Origin of the sequence: Xanthomonas arboricola (assembly GCF_003353015.1) — a bacterium.
Taxonomy (GTDB): domain Bacteria; phylum Pseudomonadota; class Gammaproteobacteria; order Xanthomonadales; family Xanthomonadaceae; genus Xanthomonas; species Xanthomonas arboricola_E.
Window position 1 is genome coordinate 695,649 of record NZ_QREM01000009.1, and the last position, 19,464, is coordinate 715,112.

The window sequence follows — 19,464 nt, forward strand, 5'->3', positions numbered from 1 at the left end:
AGCTGTACGGACCTGATCGCGTTGTCCATCTCAGCCTTGGCCTGGCCGCGCCACTTCACAGCCAAGCGTCAACGTAAAGGAGGGCGCCGGCCTCCGTAGCCATGTGCCGTGTGACGGTCGGCCCTTGGCTGTACGCGCGTGTACGGATGCTGACTGTCCCATCCTCAAGCGCGCGAATCCTAATCACTGGCGATTCGCGATAGACAAGATCCAGAGATTCTCCCCATCGCCGCCACTGCATCTTCGGGTCCGATGACGCCGGCAGGCTGTCAGTCAGCACGCTCATGCCGCAATTCGGTGCTCGTAGAACGGGTGTCGCTTGTCGTCGAAGATCGCCTGCAGCGCCTGAAGGTTGGCCGGATCCGGATTGAGCCACGCGTCGACGTGCTCGGGCTTGATGTTGATGATGGTCCGGTCGTGCCCCACCGCGGCCACCTCGGGCTCCGGCGCGTCGGTGATGGCAGCGAAGCTCAACAGATCAGGCTGCTCGCCGCTCGGATCCGTCCAACGCGACCATAGGCAGGCCACCAGCATCGGCTCGCGATCGCTGGGCTGGAACTGCACAACGCGATTCTTGCCGTCCGGCCCTTCTACGTTCTCGTAGAACCGGCCGACGACCATCAGACCATGGGTGTAGCCGAACTGCTCGCGCCAGAATCCCTGAAGGCTGTCCCGGCGGGCGTTGTAGGTGCCCGGGTATCTCGTGTCGTAGATCGGCGGCTTGCCGGCCGGCCGGCACTGGTAGCGCAGCGGCTTGATGACGCGCTGGCCGCCCTCGGAGATGATCACCGGCGCGTAGAAGCCAGGGAACATGCGGTAATCCCGAGCTTTCGGTTCGGTCCGCTGCAGGTCGGCGAGGCGGCCCTTGATCTGCTCGATCTTCGTCGTGGCGATGCGCTGGTCGTTGCCCGCCTTCTTTGTCGGCTTGGCGCTGGCCAGCACCCGCTCGGCATCTGCCAGGCGCCGGGCCTGCTTGAACAGTTCCTGCTCCAGGATCTGCGTGTCCTCGGCGTCCCAAACGGCAAGCTCTGCGGCAATCGCGGCCACGCCGCCCTCCCCGCCCGCGCGAAATGCATCGTCCATCGTCTTCGGGGTCTTGGGCCGCTTCTCCGACTCGCCTTGCCGCAGCCACAGCTTGGAGAACTCCTTGATCGACATGATCGCCCCGAAGTTGCGCACCAGCTTCCGATAGTCGGCCTTGATCTCAGCGGAGTAGCACATGGCGGACCCTCAGCAGTCGCGGTCGCTGTTCTCCAGGCCATGCCAGGCCAGGATCTCATCGAGCCGCCGGGAGACGAATTGGGCATCGTCGCCCTTGATGGCGCCGTCCTCGATGACGTCCACCATCCCGGCGAAGGCCTGCCAGAAGTGGCAACGGTCGGGGCCGCTCCTCAGTAACGCTGGCACTGCGGCATCGAGGTTGTCGAGATGGGTTCTGAGTGCGGCTTTGTCCATGCCCGCAGTATCGCCACCACCGTCTCACGGCATGAGACCTGCGGCCGTAGACTCTCCCGCATCGATGACACCGCGCCCCTGAGCCTGTTCGAACAACTGCAGCACCGGATTGCCGGAGCAGCCGAGCCGCTGGAAGTGCTGCAGCAGTTTGAGGCGGAGCTGCTCGCCGCATACCCTGCCGAGGCGACGGAGGTCGTGAAGCTAGTCGCGTCCTGGGGTCATCGCTTGGGCGTGCTCACACACGACGACCTTGAGGGTTTCGTCTGACAGTGCTGGTGCGGCACTGCTCAAGCGCCACGCGGGATGAGCTGCCAACGGCCCACGCGTCCAGCGAGTGAAGCATGCAGTCTTATGGCGATGCGCAGACCGTGTAGATGTTGATGATCGCTGCGCCATTGACGTACCCGTAGGTGCGCCAGCCGTTGCCGTTCGGGTAACTGCCAACCACTGAGAAGCGTCCAGCATTCATGGACTGTTGACCATTGTTGTTCTCCGGCAGCCCTCCGACAAACGTGACGCTGTTGGGGTCACTGGTGTTCCATCCGCCAGAGATCGGCGTAAATCCTGCAGGGCATTGTGGAGTTGCATCGACAGTGCTGCGAGGTGCGGCGCGTGCGAATCCCTCCACTATCGTCTGGTAAGTAGCAGCTTCAACAGACGAAGCTGCGAGCAAAGATGCTGCAGCGAGAGCGGTGGCAAGCAAGCTCTTCATAACTTCTCCATATTATCGGGGGAGCCGGCTAGAGCTTGCTGAAAGCTCCGCGGGTTGAGCGGCCATCTTGGCTCCGCGTCCGGCAGCTGTAGATTGGCAGCGAATCGGGATCACCCATATCGGCGTATGCCGCGACGCTGGGTCGGAACTCCCCTACCCAATGACCTGTGCGGCCAGGCCTGAAATGAACGTTTTTTTGGATGTGCGGGCCATGCATCTTGGCCTTGCGCCGAGATGACCTCGCGCTGCCGGCGCTGACCGGCGCAGCACATTCGGAGAACGTAATGCACGCACTGCTGATCACCGCCGCCGGAGCGCTTCTTGGCGTCGCCATCCGTGCCGCAGCCGGCGAAGCCGGCCAATTCGGCCGCACCGCCCAGCTGTATCAGGAGACGTCAGCCTCCGGCGAAACGCTGGACGCCTTCGTCACCCGCATCGCGCCGCGCGCGCGCTCAGCATCAATCAGTGCATGCGCAGTGGTGTGCGGCGAGATCAAGGGCAGCGGCCCCTACACAGTCGTTCTCAAGACTGACGGCTATCCCGACGACTGCCGCCTGCCGAAGACCACCGCGCCGTATGTGCTGGTGAACGGCATCGCCAAGGACGCGCGCGCCGACCACTTCTCAATCGCCAACCGGTTCCGCCCCGGCTACCTGGTCACACCCTGGAGCATCAAGTTCCAGGACCGTAGCGGCGTGCGCAAGGTCGACACCGTCGGTCGCTGAGATGGCGACGCATCTCGGTCAGGCTGCCGCTTGTTCGCCAGTTGCCAGGCTGGCGGCGATGGCACTGTCCGTTGCCGCCTTGATCAGCCCTTGGAGCTTCCATCCCTCCAGCTCCTGCGTCGCCTCCGCACCGGGATAGCGGAGGGCGTAGGTCGGCGCAATTAGGTCCGCAATTGGCGCCGCCAGCACGCCGAGGGCGGCGCCGCGGTCTTCTACCTGGAACGTGACGGTGCCGGTGTCGTTGATCGGGTTCCAGATGATCGTGATCTGCCGCGCGAGCGGGTCTGCATCTGGATCGGGCATCACCACGTTTGCGTCGTAGGCCGCACGCGTAGCCGCCTTGATGCCCAGCAGTAGATGCACGCCAGGCTCGGTGACCGTCTCGCCCGGCACCTCCACGGATCGGCCTGTCGCCGGGTCTACCTCTGTCTTTGTCGGCGCGGTGATCTCGTAGCTGCGGCCGATCAGGTCGCCGATCTGCACCGTGAGCACGCGCAGGAAGAAACGCTCCAGAGTCTGGGTCCAGCCGTCAGGGTGTGGCTTGGTGGTCATCTGCTCGAGGTGGAATTCGACCGGCCCGTCGTTGGTGGCCGGGTCCCAGCGGATCTCGATGCGCGGCGACACGATCTTGGTCTGCGTGCCGAACGTGGGATTTTCGCTGATGAGCATGGTCAGTATCCAGTAACGTCGAGGATGGGGGCGCGCACCCACGCCTGGCCGTACTGGCCCGGGGCAGGAAACGGGTGCCATTCGCGCCCGTTTGAGAAAAGCTGCCGGTGTCAATTGCACTGATGCTGGCAACGTTGCCGTTGATGTTGACGACTCCCTTGCGCCACACCACGCTGACAAGCCATTGCGGCCCGCCGCCAACGACGCCACCGGCCGCCAGGATGGTGTTGCCTGCCGATCCGGCGAGCGCCGCCTACGTGCGCCCCGCGCTGGCAGCGTGATCGAACCACCTTGGTTGGCATTGCCCTGCAGCAACCCACGCACCCGCATGTACTTGAGAGTCGCGTCGAAAACGACCTGATTGCTCGTGGGGTTGCGAATGACAAGGTAATCGCGGCGCCCGAAGGTGGGCTCGTCGAAGACGTATGCTGTAAAACTTCCGCCAGTCGTGAAGCCATTAAAGGTGAAATTGCTGCCGTTCTGCGTCCGCTGCATCAGCGCGGCGTTGTTCTCACCGAGAAATGCGAGCACCGGATTGGTGCCGCCGATGGTCAGGCTCCAAGTCTTCAAAACGCCCGAGCCTGTTGGGTTGATCGTCTGCTTCGGGACACGCCGAAAATTGGGCCGGGGTCGGCGCACGCGTCCAACGCCCGTCGCGTGTGCCTGTCCCTCCGCGCGCCGATCTCCAACGCCCCCACCGCCCCTGCTCCTCCGAGAGCTCGCGGCCCGTCACGCATCGGCCGTTCGTGCATCACGCGCGACCGCAGGCTTGCAGGCTGCGTCAATTACTGACGTGGGCGGTCTGTTCGGTGCGTCCGGCAGGGACGTCCGCGACGTCGTCGACTGGCTCGTGGGCCGGCGCTGCATTGCCACGCACCTGGTCGAACAGCGCGCATAGTTCGGTGGCTTCCTGCTGCAGCAGGACCAGGGCACTTTTATTGGGTTCTTGCATGTCGCTTCCGTCGAAGACGCTTCCCAGCGTTCTTCAGGGCTGCGAGCAAACCGCATGCCAGCTTGCCTGGCGCAGGCTTGGTCGATGCGGCCTGACGCGCCCGCGCCCGCGCTCAGGCGGGTTCGAGCTGCCGTTGCGCTTCGGCGTGCATGGCTTCCAGCGTCACCATCCCGGCGACGCGGGCCGCAGCCATGGCGCTGCGGTGATCGGGGAAGCTGGCAGCGAGGGCACTGCCTGCCAGGCCGCCGGCGCTTGCAGCACCAATCTGCACGATCTGCCAGTCGGCCACCCAGCCGCGGTTGGGGCCATCGCCCTGGGCAGCGCGACAGATCAATTGATAGCTACCTAGGAAAATGACCAATCTATTGTCCGGCCCGATGACGAACGGGAAGGATACCGCCGTGCCGGCGCCGGGGCGATATCAACCCCAACCCGCAGCTGACTGGCAAGCGAAGTGGACCACAGGCACGCAACTTGCATCGGCCTCTACCAGACAATCGGTGTTGGGGAACACGGTGTTGACCAGGAAAGCAAAACGCCACGCTGCCGGCGCCCTGTTGCTCGGAGGGATGATCTTCGTCCTGATCGGCGTGGGCGGCTATTTCACCACCCAGCGTTCGCTGTCCGATGCGGGCTGGGTGACACACACCCAGGAAGTGATCGCCAGCATCGACGAGATCCAGGCCGGGATGCTGTCGGCCGAGTCGTCGGTGCGTGGCTATGTGTTGACCGACAACGAAGCGTTTCTCGGGGTGTACGCCGATGCGATCGGGCGGCTGCCCGAGCGCATCGTGCGACTGGATGCATTGGTGCAGGACAATCCGGTGCAGCTGCGCAATGTGGCGGAGCTTGGACGCCTGGTGGACATGCGGCTGATGCAGATCGACGACCTGTTGCGCAGCTATCGCACGCAGGGCCTGGATGGCGCGCGCACATCGATCGCACGTGGCGTGTTCCAGACCTCGTCTTCGCTGCGCCGCCAGGTGCAGATCATGACGGAACTGGAACGCCAGCAACTTGTGAAGCGCACCGATACCAACACGCGCAGCGCGCAGTGGGTGCTATGGGTGACGGTGATCGGGATTTTCAGCGGCTTGCTGGTGATGGTGCTGGCCTACCGATTGCTGTCGCGCGAACTGGAACGGCGCGTGCGCGCCGAAGACGCGGCCAGCACGACCAGCGAGCGCCTGATCGAATCGTTCGCCACGCTTGAGCGCACCTCGGCGGGGCTGGAGGCGCTGGCACGTTACTCGGGGCTGCTGCAGAACTGCCGCGATGCCGAGGAAGCGCTGGAAATCACTGCACGCACCATCGCGCCGCTGGTCCCGGGCGCGGCCGGTGCGGTCTATCTGCTGCGCGCCTCGCGCGACCGTGCCGAACAGGTGGTGGCCTGGGGCGCGATGGCCGAGGACGGCAACGCCAGCATTGCGCCGGACACCTGCTGGGCCTTGCGCCGCGACCGCACGCACGTGGTGGAAAACGCCAGCCAGGGCATGCTCTGCCAGCACGTCGGCGCCAATCTTCCGGCACAGGCGAGCACCGTCTGCATCCCGTTGTCGGCACAGGGCACGCAGTTGGGGATGCTGGCGCTGCGCAGCGAGGATCCGCGCGACCTGGCCTCGTTGACCGTGGCCGAGGCTGCGGCCGAGCAGCTGTCGCTGGCGCTGCACAACCTGCGCCTGCGTGAAACGCTGCGCCAGCAATCCATTCGCGATCCGTTGACCGGCCTGTACAACCGCCGGTACCTCGAAGAGGCGCTCAATCACGAACTGGCGCGCTGCACGCGACGGATGCAACCCTTGTCGGTGCTGATGCTGGATGTGGACCACTTCAAGCAGTTCAACGATCTGCACGGCCATGCCGGCGGTGATCGCGTCCTGGCGGCAATCGGCGACTTCCTGCTGGCGCAGACGCGCGGCGAAGACATCTGCTGCCGCTACGGCGGCGAGGAGCTGACGATCATCCTGCCGGAAGTGGACCTGGCGACCGCCTGCCGGATGGCCGAGAAGTTGCGTACCGGCATCGAGTCCCTGCAGGTGATGGCCGATGGCGTCTCGTTGCCGACGGTCAGCGCCTCGTTCGGCGCAGCCAGCTTTCCCGAGCATGCAGGCAATATGGCGCAGTTGCTGCGGCGCGCGGACGAGGCGCTGTACCGCGCAAAGCAGGCCGGTCGCAATCAGGTGGTGAGCGCGGGCACTGCCGCCGCGGGGTAAGCCAGGCCGTTGCCAGGCCTGGATCCGCATGGGCGGCAATGCCTGCACGCCGCGCCCAATCGACTGCGATGCAGGCATTTTTCCGGCAGCCCGGAGCAGGATTCACACGCCGCCATGCCCCTGCTCACTGGTTGGAATGAGGCCAGCGTCGGCCAGCATGGCGTCGACGCGGGTGCGCACATAGGCCGCATCCTCGGCCGCGGCGCTGCTCAGCAGGGCCTGGGCGCGCGCCTGGAAATCGAGATAGTCGAAATCGGCGTCCTCATCGGCGGACAGCTGCGGCAGTTCGTCCTGCAGCGCATCCAGGCACGTGTCGAGTTCTTCGCGTGTGGGCATGGCAGACTCCAACGGCAAAGACGCCACGGTTGCGGCATGGACGTCAAGGATGTGCGAAGCCCGGCCCGGCAACGCTTCATTTTCCTAGCCGTTGCCGCGGCGCGTGCACGCTCAACTTTCGCAAGGCTCCGCCGATAATGATGCCGACTCCTATAGAACCTTCCCTGTGATCCTCCACCTGCGGCGGGATTTCCGCCTCGGCATCGTCAAGATGCTGGGGCCGATTACCGCGCTGTTGCTTTGCCTCTATGCGGTGTACCTGGCCATCACCGGTCAGGCGCTGGCCTGCCTCATCAGCGCATCGCTCGGTGTGCTTGCGGTATGGCGTGGCTGGAAGATGCGCGACGCCGAACGCACCGGCACCGGCGGCGCGTGGCTGTCCTCCATCAATGTCGGCGGCTGTCTGGTCGCCTGCTGGACCGGTGGCGATGGCGCCCTGCCCTGGTTGTTTCCGGTGCTGGCCACCAACTACTTCCTGTGCGGCCCGCAACGCGCGGTGCTGCTGAGCCTCCCGCTGCTGGCCGCGCTGCTGCTGTTGCCGGGCCTGATCGTCAGCCCCGGACAGGGCGTGTCGACGATCGTGGTGACGCTGGTGACGCTGGCGGTGGGCTATGCGTTTTCGCTGCGCATGCAGGACGACCGCGTGCATCTGGAAGAACTGGCCTCGCTGGATGCACTGACCGGCCTGCCCAATCGGCGCATGCTCGAACGTGCGCTCACCCATCAGATCGACCGGCGCCAGCCGAACGAACGGCTCAACAGCCTGATCATCCTCGACCTGGACCATTTCAAGGAGGTCAACGATCTGTACGGGCATGCCGCAGGCGACGCGGCGCTGTCGGATCTGGCCACCATCCTGCGCTTTGAAGTGCGCGAGCCGCATCAGGTGTTCCGCTTCGGCGGCGAGGAATTCGTGGTGTTGTTGCGTGCCGGCTCCCTGCAGGAACTGGAAGCGGCCACCGAACGCCTGCGCAAGGTGATCCGCAACGGGCTGCGCGGCCCGGGGGGGCGGATCACGGTGTCGCTGGGCGCGGCGCGCCACGACGGAGAAACGCATTGGCAGGACTGGTTCTCGCGTGCCGATGCAGCGCTGTACCTGGCCAAGAACGGTGGCCGCGACAGCGTGCGGGTTGCCGACTGAGCGCAGGCCGTCGTGTGGGCGCGCGGTCAGCGGGCATACCGGCTCGGTGCTTGAGATCCCGCCAGCGCGTTGGGCAACTGCCGACGACGTGTCGGCGCCGCTTGTCGGCCGCCGGCGCAGCCGAGAATGGCTCACACGGCATGGCGAACTGCCATCAGGCGACGCCGCAACCGGCGTGTACCCGGTGGTGCCTGCCGCTTCCGAGCCCTGGCCGCACTCGCTTGACGACTGGCGATCAGGGTGTAGCCGCGCCAAGACGTCTGCGTCTTTGAGTGCAGCTGCGGGGCGACCTGACGGCCGCCCCGCATGCCGGCCTTACCGGTTGAGCACCGCCACCGGTGCCGCAGGCGCTTCGCCCTGCTTCCAGCCGCCCAAGGCCTTGTACACCCCGACCACGCCGACGTTGACCGCTGCTTCGGCCTGCGCCAGGGCATCGTCGGCGGCCAGCTGGGTGCGTTGCGCGTCCAGCAGGGTCAGGAAGTCTTCCGAGCCCTCGCGGTAGCGGATCTGCGCCAGTTGCTCGGCACGCCGCGCCGCATTGGCCTGCTCCACCACGATCGCCAGGCGCGCCTGCTGGCGGCCGTAGCCGATCAAGGCGTTCTCGGTGTCTTCCAGCGCCAGCAACACCGTCTGCTGGTACTGCGCCAATGCACCGTCGGCCTGCGCCTTGCTGGCACGCAGCCGAGCACGCACGGTGCCGAAGTCGAATGCCGCCCAGCTGATCGACGGGGTGATCGACCAGGCCTTGCCGCTGCCCTCGGTCAGCCTGGCGGCGTCGCCGGACAGGAAGCCGACAAAGCCGCTGACGCTGATGCGCGGGAACAGATCGGCCGTGGCCACGCCAACCTGCGCGGTGGCCGCCGCCAGCCGGCGTTCGGCGCTGCGCACGTCCGGGCGCTGACGCAGCAATCCGGCGGTATCGCCCAGCGGCAACGCACGGGCGAACGCGGGCGTGGTGCGCGCCACCAGGGTGGCATCCAGGGCATTGGGTGGTTGGCCGAGCAGTACCGCCAGGCGATGGCGGTACTGCGCCTCGGCGGTTTCCAGCAACGGGATGTCCGCCTCGATCGCCTTCAACCGCGCCAGGCTGCTCTGCACATCCAGCTCGCTGCCGGCGCCCAGGTCCCAACGCGTCTGCGTCAGCCGCTGGGTGTCGTGCAGGTTGGTCAGGGTGCGCTTGGAGACCTCCAGCTGCTTTTGCGTACCGCGCAGTTCGAAGTAGTTGCGCGCCACCTCGGCAGCGACGCTGACCTGCACGTCGAGCAGACCGGCCTGCTCGGCTTCCAGATCGGCGCGCGCCGCTTCGGAGGCGCGCCGCTGGCGGCCGAACAGGTCCAGCTCCCAGGCCGCATCCAGCCCCAGGGTGGTCTGCTCGGTGAGGAAACGCTGGTTGCCGGCGATCACCTGCTGCTGCTCGCGGCGATCGAAGCTGCCTTGCGCGGTGATATGCGGCGCCTGATCGAGACGCCGCTCGACGAACACCGCACGCGCCTGCTTGACGCGCGACACGGCGATGCGCAGATCGTGGTTGGCGAACAAGGCATCGCGCACCAGCTGTTCCAGCACCGGGTCGTCGAACTGCGACCACCAGTTGCCAACCGGCGATTGGGTGCTGTAGGCCGCATCCTGCGTGCCCTGCAGGGTCACTGCGGCCGGCGGGTCGGGCCGGTAATCCGGCCCCACCGCGCAACCGCCGAGCACCAGCGCGGCCAGTGCCACGCTCAGAAGGTTTCTTACCATGGCAACACTTCTCCCAGATGCGTAAAGCTGCCGGTGGCGCCGTGCGCATCGAGCAGTGCCATCTGCACGCTGCTGTGCGCGCCCTGCTCCACCTCGATCTCGCCACCACCACCGTTCATGTCGGTTTTGACGTAGCCCGGATGCACGGTGTTGACCTTGATCGCGGTGTCGCGCAACTCATGGGCCAGATGCACCGTCCAGCTGTTGACCGCGCTCTTGGAGGCGTCGTAGGCAGGGATCTTGAAGTCGTAGATCGGCGAGCCGGGCTGGGTATGCAGGGTCAGCGAGCCGAGCATGCTGGAGACATTGACGATGCGTCCGGCCAGCGAGCGACGCAGCAGCGGCAGGAATGCCCTGGTGACGCTGACGACCGCGAACAGGTTGGTGTCGAAGGTGCGCCGCCATACCTCCAGGCTCTGCTGCGACGGGGGGCGCTGCATGTCCTCGATCATGATGCCGGCGTTGTTGATCAGGATGTCCAGGTGGCCGTGACGCTGTTCCACCGTGCCGACCGCCGCGGCAATGCTGATGTCGTCATTGACGTCGAGCTGGATGGCCTCCACCGGCAGGCCCTCGGCCTGCAGCTTGAGTGCGGCGGCGACGGCATCGTCGCGCTTGCGTCCGGCCAGCAGCGTGTGCACGCCGGCCTGTGCGAGTTGACGAACGGTTTCCAGGCCGATGCCGCGGGTGGCGCCGGTGACCAGTGCGATCTTGGTAGTGCTCATGTGGTGAATCCTCTTCAATTGGGGGGAAGTGACTGGCTTACGCCTTGACGGCGTCATGCGAAACGGCAGCCGGTGCAGCGGGCCCCCGACGGGTCACCCACTTACGCAGCGCCACATAGAACACAGGCGTCAGGAACAGCCCGAACAAGGTCACACCCAGCATGCCGGCGAACACGGTGATGCCGGTGACCGAGCGCACTTCGGCGCCGGCGCCATGCCCGAACACCAGCGGCACGGTACCGGCGATGAAGGCGATGGAGGTCATCACGATCGGACGCAGACGCAGGCGGCAGGCTTCCAGCGCGGCCTCGACGATGCCCTTGCCGTGCATTTCGAGCTCGCGGGCAAACTCCACGATCAGGATCGCGTTCTTGCATGCCAGACCCATCAGCACCACCAGGCCCACCTGCACGAACACGTTGTTGTCGCCACCGGTGAGCCACACGCCGAACAAGGCAGACAGCAGGGTCATCGGCACGATCAGGATCACCGCCAGCGGCAGCGTCCAGCTTTCGTACAACGCGGCCAGCACCAGGAACGCCAGCAACACCGCCATCGGGAACACGATCAACGCCGAGTTGCCCTGGGTGGATTGCTGATAGCTCAGATCGGTCCACTCGATGTTCATGCCGTTGGGCAGCACCTTGGGCGCCATGTCGGCCAGCGTCTGCATCGCCTGGGTGGAGGAGAGCACGCGCGGGTCCGCCTCGCCGATCAGATCGGCGGCCGGGTAGCCGTTGTAGCGGATCACCGGATCCGGGCCGTAGGTCTGCCCCAGCGTGACCATGCTGCCGATCGGCACCATCTCGCCGTTGGCATTGCGGGTACGCAGGTTGGCGATGTCCTCGACGCTGTCGCGGAACTGTCCATCGGCCTGGGCAATCACCTGATAGGTGCGACCGAAGCGATTGAAGTCGTTGATGTAGGACGAGCCCAGATAGGTCTGCAGGGTGTCGAACAGATTGGTCAGCGGCACGCCCTGTGCCTTGGCCTTGTCGCGATCGACCTTGGCATCGAGCTGCGGCACATTGGCCTGATACGTGCCGATCGGGAACTGCATGCCCGGCGTTTGCGAGATCGCGCCGGACATCGCATTGACCGCACTCTGCAACTGGCCATAGCCCAGCCCGGCGCGGTCCTGGATGTACAGCGAGTAGCCCGAACCCTGCCCCAGCCCCAGGATCGGCGGCGGCATGAATGCAAACGCAAAGCCTTGCTGGATCTGGCTGATGCGCGCGTTGATTTCCGCATTGATCTGCACCGCACTACGGCTGCGCTGACTGAACGGCTTGAGGGTCAGGAACACCGTGCCGGTATTGGGGGTGTTGGTGAACTGCAGCGGATTCAGGCCGGGGAACGCAATCGCATGGTCCACGCCTTCGGTCTGCAGCGCGATCTGGGTGATCTGGCGGATCACCTCGTTGGTGCGCTCCAGCGAGGCGCCTTCCGGCAGTTTTGCACCGGCAATCAGGTACAGCTTGTCCTGGGTCGGAATGAAGCCGCCCGGCACCACCTTGAACATGAAACCGGTGACCACCAGCAGCAGCACATACACCGCGAACACCGCGCCACGCTTGCCCAGGGTCCGCGACACCGCGCCCTGGTACTTGTGCGAACTGCTGTTGAAGAAGCGGTTGAACGGACGGAACAACCAGCCGAACAGGCGGTCGATCAACCGCGACGGACCATCCTTGGGTGCGTCATGCGGCTTGAGCAGCATGGCGGCCAGTGCCGGCGACAGGGTCAGCGAATTGATCGCCGAAATCACCGTGGAAATGGCGATGGTCACCGCGAACTGCTTGTAGAACTGGCCGGTCACGCCCGACAGGAACGCCATCGGCACGAACACCGCGCACAGCACCAGCGCGATGGCGATGATCGGACCGGACACTTCGCGCATCGCCTGATGCGCCGCGGCCAGCGGGGCCAGGCCTTCTTCGATGTTGCGCTCGACGTTTTCCACCACCACGATCGCATCGTCGACCACGATGCCGATCGCCAGCACCAGGCCGAACAGGCTCAGCGTGTTGATCGAGAAACCCAGCAGGTACAGCGCGGCAAACGTACCGACCACCGACACCGGCACCGCCAGCAACGGAATGATCGAGGCGCGCCAGGTCTGCAGGAACAGGATCACCACCAGCACCACCAGCAGCACCGCCTCCAGCAGCGTGTGCACCACCGCGCTGATCGAGTCGCGCACGAACACGGTCGGGTCGTACGCAGCCGACCACGCCATGTCCTGCGGGAACTGCTTTTCCAGCTCGGCCATCTTGGCGCGCACCGCATCGGACAACTCGATCGCGTTGGCACCGGGCGACTGGAACACACCCATGCCGACCGCGTTCTTGTTGTCCAGCTGCGAGCGCAAGGTGTAGTTGCCGGCGCCCAGTTCCAGGCGCGCCACGTCCGACAGGCGCACGATCTCGCCGCTGTTGCCGCTGCGGATCACGATATTGCCGAACTCTTCTTCGGTGGTCAGGCGGCCCTGCGCATTGATCGAGAGCAGGAAATCGCTCTTGTTGGGCATCGGCTCGGCACCGAGCTGGCCGGCGGAGACCTGCACGTTCTGCTCGCGGATGGCGGCGACCACATCGCTGGCGGTGAGCCCGCGCGCGGCGACCTTGTCCGGATCCAGCCAGATGCGCATGGCGTAGTCGCCGGCACCGAAGATCTGGATCTGGCCCACGCCCGGCAGGCGCGACAACTCGTCCTTGACCTTCAAGGTGGCGTAGTTGCTCAGGTACAGCGAGTCGTACTTGCCCTTGGGCGAGGTCAGATGCACGACCATGGTCAGCGTCGGCGACTGCTTCTGCGTGGTCACGCCCTGGCGCCGCACGTCCTCGGGCAGACGCGCCTGCGCCTGGCTGACGCGGTTCTGCACCTGCACCTGCGCCTGGTCCGGATCGGTGCCCGGCTTGAAGGTCACGGTGACCACCAGCACGCCATCGGAGCCGGCGACCGACTTCATGTACATCATGTCTTCCACGCCGTTGATGGCTTCCTCAAGCGGCGTGGCGACGGTCTCGGCGATGACCTTGGGATTGGCGCCCGGATACACCGCACGCACCTGCACGCTCGGCGGCACCACTTCCGGGTACTCGCTGATGGGCAGCAGCGGCATGGCGATCAGGCCGGCAGCGAAGAGGATGATCGACAGCACCGCGGCAAAGATCGGTCGGTCGATGAAAAAACGGGAAAAATCCATGGGGGTGGTCCTGAAAGAGGTTGCCGCCGGGTGGCGGCGCGGCACGGCGGCCCCGAGCCGGCCTCGTTGCGAGGCCGGTGGTCGCGGCTGCGATGCAGCGATGAATCAGTTCGAGGCGGTGCGCTTGTCCGGTGCGGCGGCCATGGCCACGGTCTTGGCATCGACCGGCATGCCGGGCATGAAGATCTTCTGCACGCCATCGACCACCACGCGGTCGCCGGCAGCCAGTCCCTTGCGCACGATGCGCAGGCCATCGGAACTGCGGCCAAGCTCGATGTCGCGCCGTTGCGCCTTGCCGTCCTTGTCGACCACGTACACGTACTTGCGGTCCTGGTCGGTCAGCACGGCCTTTTCGTCGACCAGCATGGCCTTGAACTGGCCGCTGCCCAGCAACTGCACGTGTGCATACAGGCCCGGCGTGAACTGGCGCTGGGCGTTGTCCAGCACCGCGCGCACGCGGATGGTGCCGGTGCTGCGGGTGACCTGGTTATCCAGGAAATCCACGCGCCCGGTATGCGGGAAGCCCTGCTCGCCGACCAGGCCGATGCGCACCGGCAACTCGCCACCGCGCGCATCCGGGCGCTCGCCGTTGCGCGCCATCTGCGAGTAACGCAGGAAGGTGCCCTCGTCGGCATCGAAGTACACGAACACCTTGTCCAGCGACACCAGCGTGGTCAGCACGCTGGCGCTGTCGCTGGCGGTGACCAGATTGCCGGCGGTGACCATCGCACGCCCGGCACGGCCATCGATCGGCGCACGCACGCGGGTCCAGTCCAGGTTGAGCCTGGCGGTATCCAGCGCGGCCTGCGCGGCCAGCAGATCGGCGTCGGCCTGATCGGCGGCAGCGCGGCGCTGCTCCCAGGTTTCGGTGGAAATGGCCTGCTGGTCGGACAGTTTGCGGGCGCGTGCCGCCTCGCTGCGGGCCAGCGTGGACTGCGTGCGTGCACGCACCAGCGCGGCGTTGGCGCGTGCGAATTCGGCACGGTAGCTGCGGTCGTCGATGCTGAAGAGCACATCGCCCTTCTTCACTTCTGCGCCTTCGACGTAATTGACCTTGTCGATATAGCCGGACACGCGCGGGCGCAGCTCGACGCTTTCCACCGGCTCGATGCGGCCGCTGAATTCGTCCCACTGGCTGATCTCCTTCAGCAACACCGGGGCGACGCTGACGCTGGGCGGCGGCGGCGCACCGGTCTCGGCAGCCTTGCTGCCGCAACCGGCCAGCACAACCGCGAGTACGGCGCCCGTCAATACAGTACGCAAGGGAAAACGGAACGGGGTGGCGTTCAGGGTCATGGGGAAATCTCTCGGGTGGGGAGGGGAAACTGCAGACCGGCCAGCCGGTCGGCCGATGGAGCGGCGTGCAGGCGACGGCTGACGGTCACGATGGCTTGCCCGGGCTGGCCAGGCCCGGCGATCAGGGAGACGGCGGCGCGGCCGACATCCACGGCACGGATCCATTCCGGACACGCGTCCTTGGCACGGCCCGGCGTACACACCGGCTGCTCGACCGACAGCAGATGCACGCGGACACCGAACGGCTTGGCTTCCTCGTGCAGGACCTGGGCGAGCATGCGGGTGGCGGCGGCGGCAATCGAGGTGTCGCCGTGCGCGGCCCAGGCACGCAGCGCGCAGGGGCTGCCCAGCAACAGGTAGCGACCGCCGCCCTCGGCCTCGGCCAGCAGCGGCAGTAGATGCCGCGCGGCGGCCAGATGCGGCAGCACGTCGCGCTCCAGGCGGCGACGCAGCGCGGCGACCGGGCGGTCCAGCAGGCGGCCGGCCTTCAGCGGGCTGCCCAGGCTGGCGATCACCGCCGCCAGCGGACGCGGGCGCTGGGCCAGTTCGCCGGCCAGCGCCTGCGCCGACGCATCGTCGGCCACCGAGCCCTGCAAGGTCGCCAGCAGCGGTGTGTTGCCATGCTGCGCGCGCAGCGCGTCGAGCTTGGCGGTGTCGCGTCCAATCACCAGCACCGGCATCCCGGCATCGAGCAAGGCGGCGACGATCCCGGCACCGACATTGCCGGCACCGCCGATGACGGCCGTTTCGGATTGGACCGTCCCGCTCATGGGATTTTTACTACCGAAATCGGGACAATTCCGCGCTGCGCCAGTCGCGCCGACAGTCCAGTCCGCCGTGCGGGCGCACCGCCTGCCTGGCGCTTGGGCGATGCGGCAAATCCACGCGAAACACTGCCGCGCGGGCCTTTGGCCCTGGAAATCACCGGGTCGAAAGCGGCTTCGATGGCGCTACGGGATGTAGATGACACGCCGAAAACATTGCACAACCACATGGCCGTGCTCCTGCATGGAGGGGATGCCGCATAAGTTAGGCCCCAAACCAGCACTTGATTAGTCCGAATTTAGGGGAATAATCGTCCCGCAAGCGGTCTAATCCCTCCTGACCCCCCGGAAGGCAGTCCCATGACTCACGATCTCAACGACACCCTGATCTTCGTCAAGGTGGTCGAACAAGGCAGCTTCATCGCCGCCGCCAACGCGCTTGGCCTGCCCAAGACCACCGTCAGCCGCAAGGTGCAGGAACTGGAAACCCGCCTGGGCGCGCGCCTGCTGCACCGGACCACCCGCCGCATCGGGCTGACCGAGGCCGGCTCGGTCTACCACGAACATTGCCAGCGCATCGCACGCGAACTGGATGAGGCCGAGAGCGCCGTCGGGCAATTGCAGTCCGGCCCACGCGGCTGGTTGCGCTTTACCGTGCCCTACTCGCTCGGCATCACCTGGATCGCGCCGTTGCTGGGCGAGTTCCATGCGCAGTACCCGGAAATCCAGCTGGACATGCATCTGGGCAACGAGAAGCTGGACCTGATCGGTGGCGAAGCCGATCTGGCGCTGCGCGTCGGCGCCCTGCCCGATTCCAATCTGGTTGCGCGCAAGCTCGGCAGCCTGCGCACGCAGGTCTTCGCCAGCCCGTCCTACATCGAGCGCTATGGCGAGCCCCTGCATCCGGACGAGCTGCAATTCCATCGCACGCTGGCGCTGCGCAAGAACCGCAACGTGCACAACAACCGCTTTTTCTGGTCGCTCAGCGACGGCAGCGATGTGCGCGATTTCCCGGTCAATCCCTTGATGGTGGCCAACGATACGGCTGCACTCAACGGCGCGGTGTTGGGCGGCGAAGGTTTGCTGTTGACCGGCGATGTGATGGCCAAGCCATTCGTGCAATCGGGTCTGGTCCGCCGGGTGCTCGCGGGTTGGACCGGGCCGGAGGTGGACTTCAACGCAGTGTTCGCCGGCGGCCGCCTGGTCTCGCCGAAAGTGCGCGCCTTCGTGGACTTCCTGGTGACACGGATGAACTTCGATGCGGACTACATGATGGCGCAGTGCCCTGCGCGCCTGGCGGCGCAACAGGACGACAACGATGCCAAGATCGAAGTCGGCGCAAGCGCGCAATTGCGTGCAGAAGGCAAGCGCATCCTGGAAAACGTCACGGCCTGATCCGCGCTCACATCGTCGCTCGACGGAGCACCCTCGTTCCTTCGGGAGAAGGTGCCCCGTCGGGCGGATGAAAAGACGTTGCACGCACGATTTGGCTTTTGTCGGGAGACAAACCGAAGCTTCCCCGCCCGAACAGCAAGACGCATACCTGCTCTCACTATGTACACGGACCCTCTCGACAGGTCCCTGCAGCCAAGCGCCAGACCAACCGCTCTAGCACTGGTCGCCCCCCACTTTCCAAGGTCTCGATGCACAACGTACAAAGCAGCCCAGACCTGCAGCGGTGTGGTTGTTCAGTCGCGATCGGCTGCTTGAATCAACAGCCTGGTGCGTCGGGGGCGCGGCGTCCTCGCCGCTCGCGGGACACGCCGTAAACCCGTCCCTGGGGGACCGTGTGGCGGCATCCATGCCGCCACACGGTCCCGCAACCGGCAAGGACACCGCACCAGACAGTTGGTCGGTACTCATTTGAAAAGCTGTCTGTCGCGCGATCTGCATCAGACGTAGAACCGATGCTTCATGATCGAACGAAGGCATCGAGCACTGCTCTTCCATGCGCACCGACCCTCTCGACGGGTCCTTGCCCGCTCACCGNCGCTCACCGTCGCGGGACCCTGAGCGGCATGGATGCCGCGCCGGAGCCTACATGGACGTACTTGCGGCGCGTCCCGCGATGGTGGGCGGGCAAGGGCCCTGCAGCCAAGCGTCAGACCAACCGCTCTACCACTGGTCGCCCCCCACTTTCCAAGCCCTCGATGCACAACGTACAAAGCAGCCCAGACCTGCAGCCGTGTGGGTGTTCAGTCGCGATCGGCTGCTTGAATCAACAGCCTGGTGCGTCGGGGGCGCGGCGTCCTCACCGCACCAGACAGTTTGCTGGTTGCTTTGTGGAAACCCTGCGCGCCGATCATCGTGGCTGGTCTCTGCACATCGTGATTCCACTCATGGATGGCTGCATGGTCACGGTCCCCAGCACTGGCAAGAGCATCGGGCCTGCCGAGCAGGCACTCCAGGCAGGCGCCCAAGAGATTGCGCACCGCTGCTGAGGACAAGATTCGCGACGCAAAAAAACAGGCCGCTTTCGCGGCCTGTCTTGTTCGTTCATGCGGCCTGTCAATCGACTCGCCACGAGTCGATGCGGCACACTCAACGCATGCCAGTGTTGTTCCCGGCACCTTCGGAGCGCAACGGAATCAGACGGATCTCCACGCGGCGATTCTGCGCGCGGCCGGCATCGGTGCTGTTGTCGGCGATCGGGTAACGCTTGCCGGCGCCCATGGTCTCCATGCGCTCGCGCTGCACACCTTGTGCGGTCAGGTACTGCGCGACCGCGCCGGCGCGTTCTTCAGACAAGCGCTGATTGACCGCGTCGCTGCCGACGCTGTCGGTATGGCCCACCACTTCCACCATGGTCTGGTTGTATTCGCGCAACGTGGAAGCCACGCCATTGAGCGCGCTGTAGAACTGCGGCTTCAACGCGGACTTGCCGAAGTCGAAGGTGATGCCATCGGGCAGATTCAAGGTGATGTTGTCGCCCTGGCGCTGCACTTCGATGCCGGTGTTGGCGGTGCGCTCACGGAGCGCGCGCTCCTGGCGATCCTGGTACTGGCCAACCGCCGCGCCGCTGAGCGCGCCGATGCCGGCACCCACCATCGCATGCTGACGACGCTCGGTGGCGCTGTCGCCGGTCAGCAGACCAGCGGCCACGCCGATCGCGGTGCCGATCAGCGCATTGCGGCCGGTGCGATTTTGCTGCTGCGTCTGCTCGCCATACTGGTCGCGCTGCACATACGAGCCGCCGGTGGCGCAGGCGGACAACGCAATGGCGCTGGCCAGGGCAACGGCAAGGCTCTTGGTGGCTGCTGGGGACATGGTGTTCTCCTGTGGCCGGACCATCCGGCACTCAATCGTGTCGGCGAGGATAAACAGGCCAACGCGACTGGCGCATGATGAAACCGGCCGCCGGCTGCATCTGGCTAGTGCTGCATTCAGGAAAACGTTTTCTGTTCGAATTGCGCCTTACATATCTGCAACGTCTTCGTGCGTGTGTCACGCAACCGACGCAGCGCAAGCATGCGAAGGCTCGGCCCCGCAAGAGAAACGCGTGGAACGTGGGTATCAGGTGAGTACGCA

General features: G+C 65.7%; 19 protein-coding genes. 5 read left to right on the forward strand and 14 right to left on the reverse strand.

What is annotated here, in order from left to right; translation table 11 throughout:
- Positions 1–282: 282 nt before the first annotated feature.
- Together C0541_RS13655 and C0541_RS13660 are read right to left on the reverse strand one after the other, a co-directional pair.
- Positions 283–1,221: an SOS response-associated peptidase family protein gene (locus C0541_RS13655; protein ID WP_115049122.1), complete on the reverse strand. Its 939-nt coding sequence runs from the start codon at positions 1,219–1,221 to the stop codon at positions 283–285.
- A gap of 9 nt (positions 1,222–1,230) precedes the next feature.
- Positions 1,231–1,455 (reverse strand): hypothetical protein, encoded by a 225-nt coding sequence (locus tag C0541_RS13660; protein ID WP_115049124.1) that lies wholly within the window; start codon positions 1,453–1,455, stop codon positions 1,231–1,233.
- On the opposite strand from C0541_RS13660, the gene C0541_RS13665 reads away from it, so the two are divergent.
- Positions 1,429–1,722 carry a hypothetical protein gene (locus tag C0541_RS13665; RefSeq protein WP_238601326.1) on the forward strand — a complete coding sequence of 98 codons (294 nt, stop codon included), beginning with the start codon at positions 1,429–1,431 and terminating at the stop codon, positions 1,720–1,722. The two genes, C0541_RS13660 and C0541_RS13665, sit on opposite strands and share 27 nt — an antisense overlap.
- An 82-nt stretch (positions 1,723–1,804) precedes the next feature.
- Here the strand turns inward: C0541_RS13665 and C0541_RS20770 are convergent, their stop codons facing one another.
- A complete protein-coding gene (locus tag C0541_RS20770; RefSeq protein WP_153064988.1) occupies positions 1,805–2,167 on the reverse strand; it encodes a hypothetical protein in 363 nt (120 codons plus the stop codon).
- A gap of 284 nt (positions 2,168–2,451) precedes the next feature.
- On the opposite strand from C0541_RS20770, the gene C0541_RS13670 reads away from it, so the two are divergent.
- Positions 2,452–2,892 carry a hypothetical protein gene (locus C0541_RS13670; protein ID WP_115049126.1) on the forward strand — a complete coding sequence of 147 codons (441 nt, stop codon included), beginning with the start codon at positions 2,452–2,454 and terminating at the stop codon, positions 2,890–2,892.
- 18 nt (positions 2,893–2,910) lie between these two features.
- Here C0541_RS13670 and C0541_RS21375 read toward each other — a convergent pair whose 3' ends face one another.
- The 3 genes from C0541_RS21375 to C0541_RS13685 form a co-directional block, all read right to left on the reverse strand.
- On the reverse strand, positions 2,911–4,131 hold the full coding sequence (locus C0541_RS21375; protein WP_238601327.1) for a hypothetical protein: 1,221 nt from the start codon (positions 4,129–4,131) through the stop codon (positions 2,911–2,913).
- Positions 4,132–4,342: 211 nt separating this feature from the next.
- Positions 4,343–4,513 (reverse strand): hypothetical protein, encoded by a 171-nt coding sequence (locus tag C0541_RS21065; RefSeq protein WP_193725923.1) that lies wholly within the window; start codon positions 4,511–4,513, stop codon positions 4,343–4,345.
- 112 nt (positions 4,514–4,625) lie between these two features.
- Complete coding sequence (locus tag C0541_RS13685) at positions 4,626–4,874, reverse strand: hypothetical protein (protein WP_115049130.1); 249 nt, start codon at positions 4,872–4,874, stop codon at positions 4,626–4,628.
- A 208-nt stretch (positions 4,875–5,082) separates the two neighbouring features.
- Between C0541_RS13685 and C0541_RS13690 the strand changes: the two genes are divergently transcribed.
- The gene (locus C0541_RS13690) at positions 5,083–6,726 is read left to right on the forward strand and encodes a sensor domain-containing diguanylate cyclase (protein WP_161960122.1); all 1,644 of its coding nucleotides are present in this window, start codon (positions 5,083–5,085) and stop codon (positions 6,724–6,726) included.
- A 102-nt stretch (positions 6,727–6,828) separates the two neighbouring features.
- Here C0541_RS13690 and C0541_RS13695 read toward each other — a convergent pair whose 3' ends face one another.
- Entirely contained in the window at positions 6,829–7,134 is a 306-nt protein-coding gene (locus tag C0541_RS13695) for a hypothetical protein (protein WP_115049131.1), read from the reverse strand.
- A gap of 94 nt (positions 7,135–7,228) precedes the next feature.
- Here C0541_RS13695 and C0541_RS13700 point away from each other — a divergent pair, with 94 nt between their 5' ends.
- On the forward strand, positions 7,229–8,203 hold the full coding sequence (locus C0541_RS13700) for a GGDEF domain-containing protein (protein WP_115049133.1): 975 nt from the start codon (positions 7,229–7,231) through the stop codon (positions 8,201–8,203).
- 315 nt (positions 8,204–8,518) lie between these two features.
- Here the strand turns inward: C0541_RS13700 and C0541_RS13705 are convergent, their stop codons facing one another.
- From C0541_RS13705 to C0541_RS21070, 6 genes are all read right to left on the reverse strand, one after another.
- Positions 8,519–9,943 carry an efflux transporter outer membrane subunit gene (locus C0541_RS13705; protein WP_115049135.1) on the reverse strand — a complete coding sequence of 475 codons (1,425 nt, stop codon included), beginning with the start codon at positions 9,941–9,943 and terminating at the stop codon, positions 8,519–8,521.
- Positions 9,937–10,668 (reverse strand): SDR family oxidoreductase, encoded by a 732-nt coding sequence (locus C0541_RS13710; RefSeq protein WP_115049137.1) that lies wholly within the window; start codon positions 10,666–10,668, stop codon positions 9,937–9,939. The genes C0541_RS13705 and C0541_RS13710 overlap by 7 nt, the downstream gene beginning before the upstream one ends.
- Before the next feature lie 37 nt (positions 10,669–10,705).
- Entirely contained in the window at positions 10,706–13,876 is a 3,171-nt protein-coding gene (locus C0541_RS13715; protein WP_115049139.1) for an efflux RND transporter permease subunit, read from the reverse strand.
- Between the two features lie 105 nt (positions 13,877–13,981).
- Positions 13,982–15,172, reverse strand: coding sequence for an efflux RND transporter periplasmic adaptor subunit (locus C0541_RS13720; RefSeq protein ID WP_115049141.1), 1,191 nt, complete (start codon positions 15,170–15,172; stop codon positions 13,982–13,984).
- Positions 15,169–15,942 (reverse strand): SDR family oxidoreductase, encoded by a 774-nt coding sequence (locus tag C0541_RS13725; RefSeq protein ID WP_115049143.1) that lies wholly within the window; start codon positions 15,940–15,942, stop codon positions 15,169–15,171. Before C0541_RS13725 ends, C0541_RS13720 begins: the two co-directional genes overlap by 4 nt.
- Positions 15,939–16,166: a hypothetical protein gene (locus C0541_RS21070; RefSeq protein WP_115049145.1), complete on the reverse strand. Its 228-nt coding sequence runs from the start codon at positions 16,164–16,166 to the stop codon at positions 15,939–15,941. Before C0541_RS21070 ends, C0541_RS13725 begins: the two co-directional genes overlap by 4 nt.
- A 130-nt stretch (positions 16,167–16,296) precedes the next feature.
- On the opposite strand from C0541_RS21070, the gene C0541_RS13735 reads away from it, so the two are divergent.
- Positions 16,297–17,331, forward strand: coding sequence for a LysR family transcriptional regulator (locus tag C0541_RS13735; RefSeq protein ID WP_115049147.1), 1,035 nt, complete (start codon positions 16,297–16,299; stop codon positions 17,329–17,331).
- A gap of 1,146 nt (positions 17,332–18,477) precedes the next feature.
- Here the strand turns inward: C0541_RS13735 and C0541_RS13740 are convergent.
- Positions 18,478–19,203 carry an OmpA family protein gene (locus tag C0541_RS13740; RefSeq protein ID WP_016902719.1) on the reverse strand — a complete coding sequence of 242 codons (726 nt, stop codon included), beginning with the start codon at positions 19,201–19,203 and terminating at the stop codon, positions 18,478–18,480.
- Positions 19,204–19,464 lie beyond the last annotated feature (261 nt).

Bases quoted from the DNA above. Each gene is read 5' to 3' on its own strand.
- C0541_RS13655 (WP_115049122.1), bottom strand. From the start codon at position 1,221: ATGTGCTACTCCGCTGAGATCAAGGCCGACTATCGGAAGCTGGTGCGC.
- C0541_RS13665 (WP_238601326.1), top strand. From the start codon at position 1,429: ATGGGTTCTGAGTGCGGCTTTGTCCATGCCCGCAGTATCGCCACCACC.
- C0541_RS13660 (WP_115049124.1), bottom strand. From the start codon at position 1,455: ATGGACAAAGCCGCACTCAGAACCCATCTCGACAACCTCGATGCCGCA.
- C0541_RS20770 (WP_153064988.1), bottom strand. From the start codon at position 2,167: ATGAAGAGCTTGCTTGCCACCGCTCTCGCTGCAGCATCTTTGCTCGCA.
- C0541_RS13670 (WP_115049126.1), top strand. From the start codon at position 2,452: ATGCACGCACTGCTGATCACCGCCGCCGGAGCGCTTCTTGGCGTCGCC.
- C0541_RS21065 (WP_193725923.1), bottom strand. From the start codon at position 4,513: ATGCAAGAACCCAATAAAAGTGCCCTGGTCCTGCTGCAGCAGGAAGCC.
- C0541_RS13690 (WP_161960122.1), top strand. From the start codon at position 5,083: ATGATCTTCGTCCTGATCGGCGTGGGCGGCTATTTCACCACCCAGCGT.
- C0541_RS13705 (WP_115049135.1), bottom strand. From the start codon at position 9,943: ATGGTAAGAAACCTTCTGAGCGTGGCACTGGCCGCGCTGGTGCTCGGC.
- C0541_RS13710 (WP_115049137.1), bottom strand. From the start codon at position 10,668: ATGAGCACTACCAAGATCGCACTGGTCACCGGCGCCACCCGCGGCATC.
- C0541_RS13715 (WP_115049139.1), bottom strand. From the start codon at position 13,876: ATGGATTTTTCCCGTTTTTTCATCGACCGACCGATCTTTGCCGCGGTG.
- C0541_RS13720 (WP_115049141.1), bottom strand. From the start codon at position 15,172: ATGACCCTGAACGCCACCCCGTTCCGTTTTCCCTTGCGTACTGTATTG.
- C0541_RS13725 (WP_115049143.1), bottom strand. From the start codon at position 15,942: ATGAGCGGGACGGTCCAATCCGAAACGGCCGTCATCGGCGGTGCCGGC.
- C0541_RS21070 (WP_115049145.1), bottom strand. From the start codon at position 16,166: ATGTGGTTGTGCAATGTTTTCGGCGTGTCATCTACATCCCGTAGCGCC.
- C0541_RS13735 (WP_115049147.1), top strand. From the start codon at position 16,297: ATGACTCACGATCTCAACGACACCCTGATCTTCGTCAAGGTGGTCGAA.
- C0541_RS13740 (WP_016902719.1), bottom strand. From the start codon at position 19,203: ATGTCCCCAGCAGCCACCAAGAGCCTTGCCGTTGCCCTGGCCAGCGCC.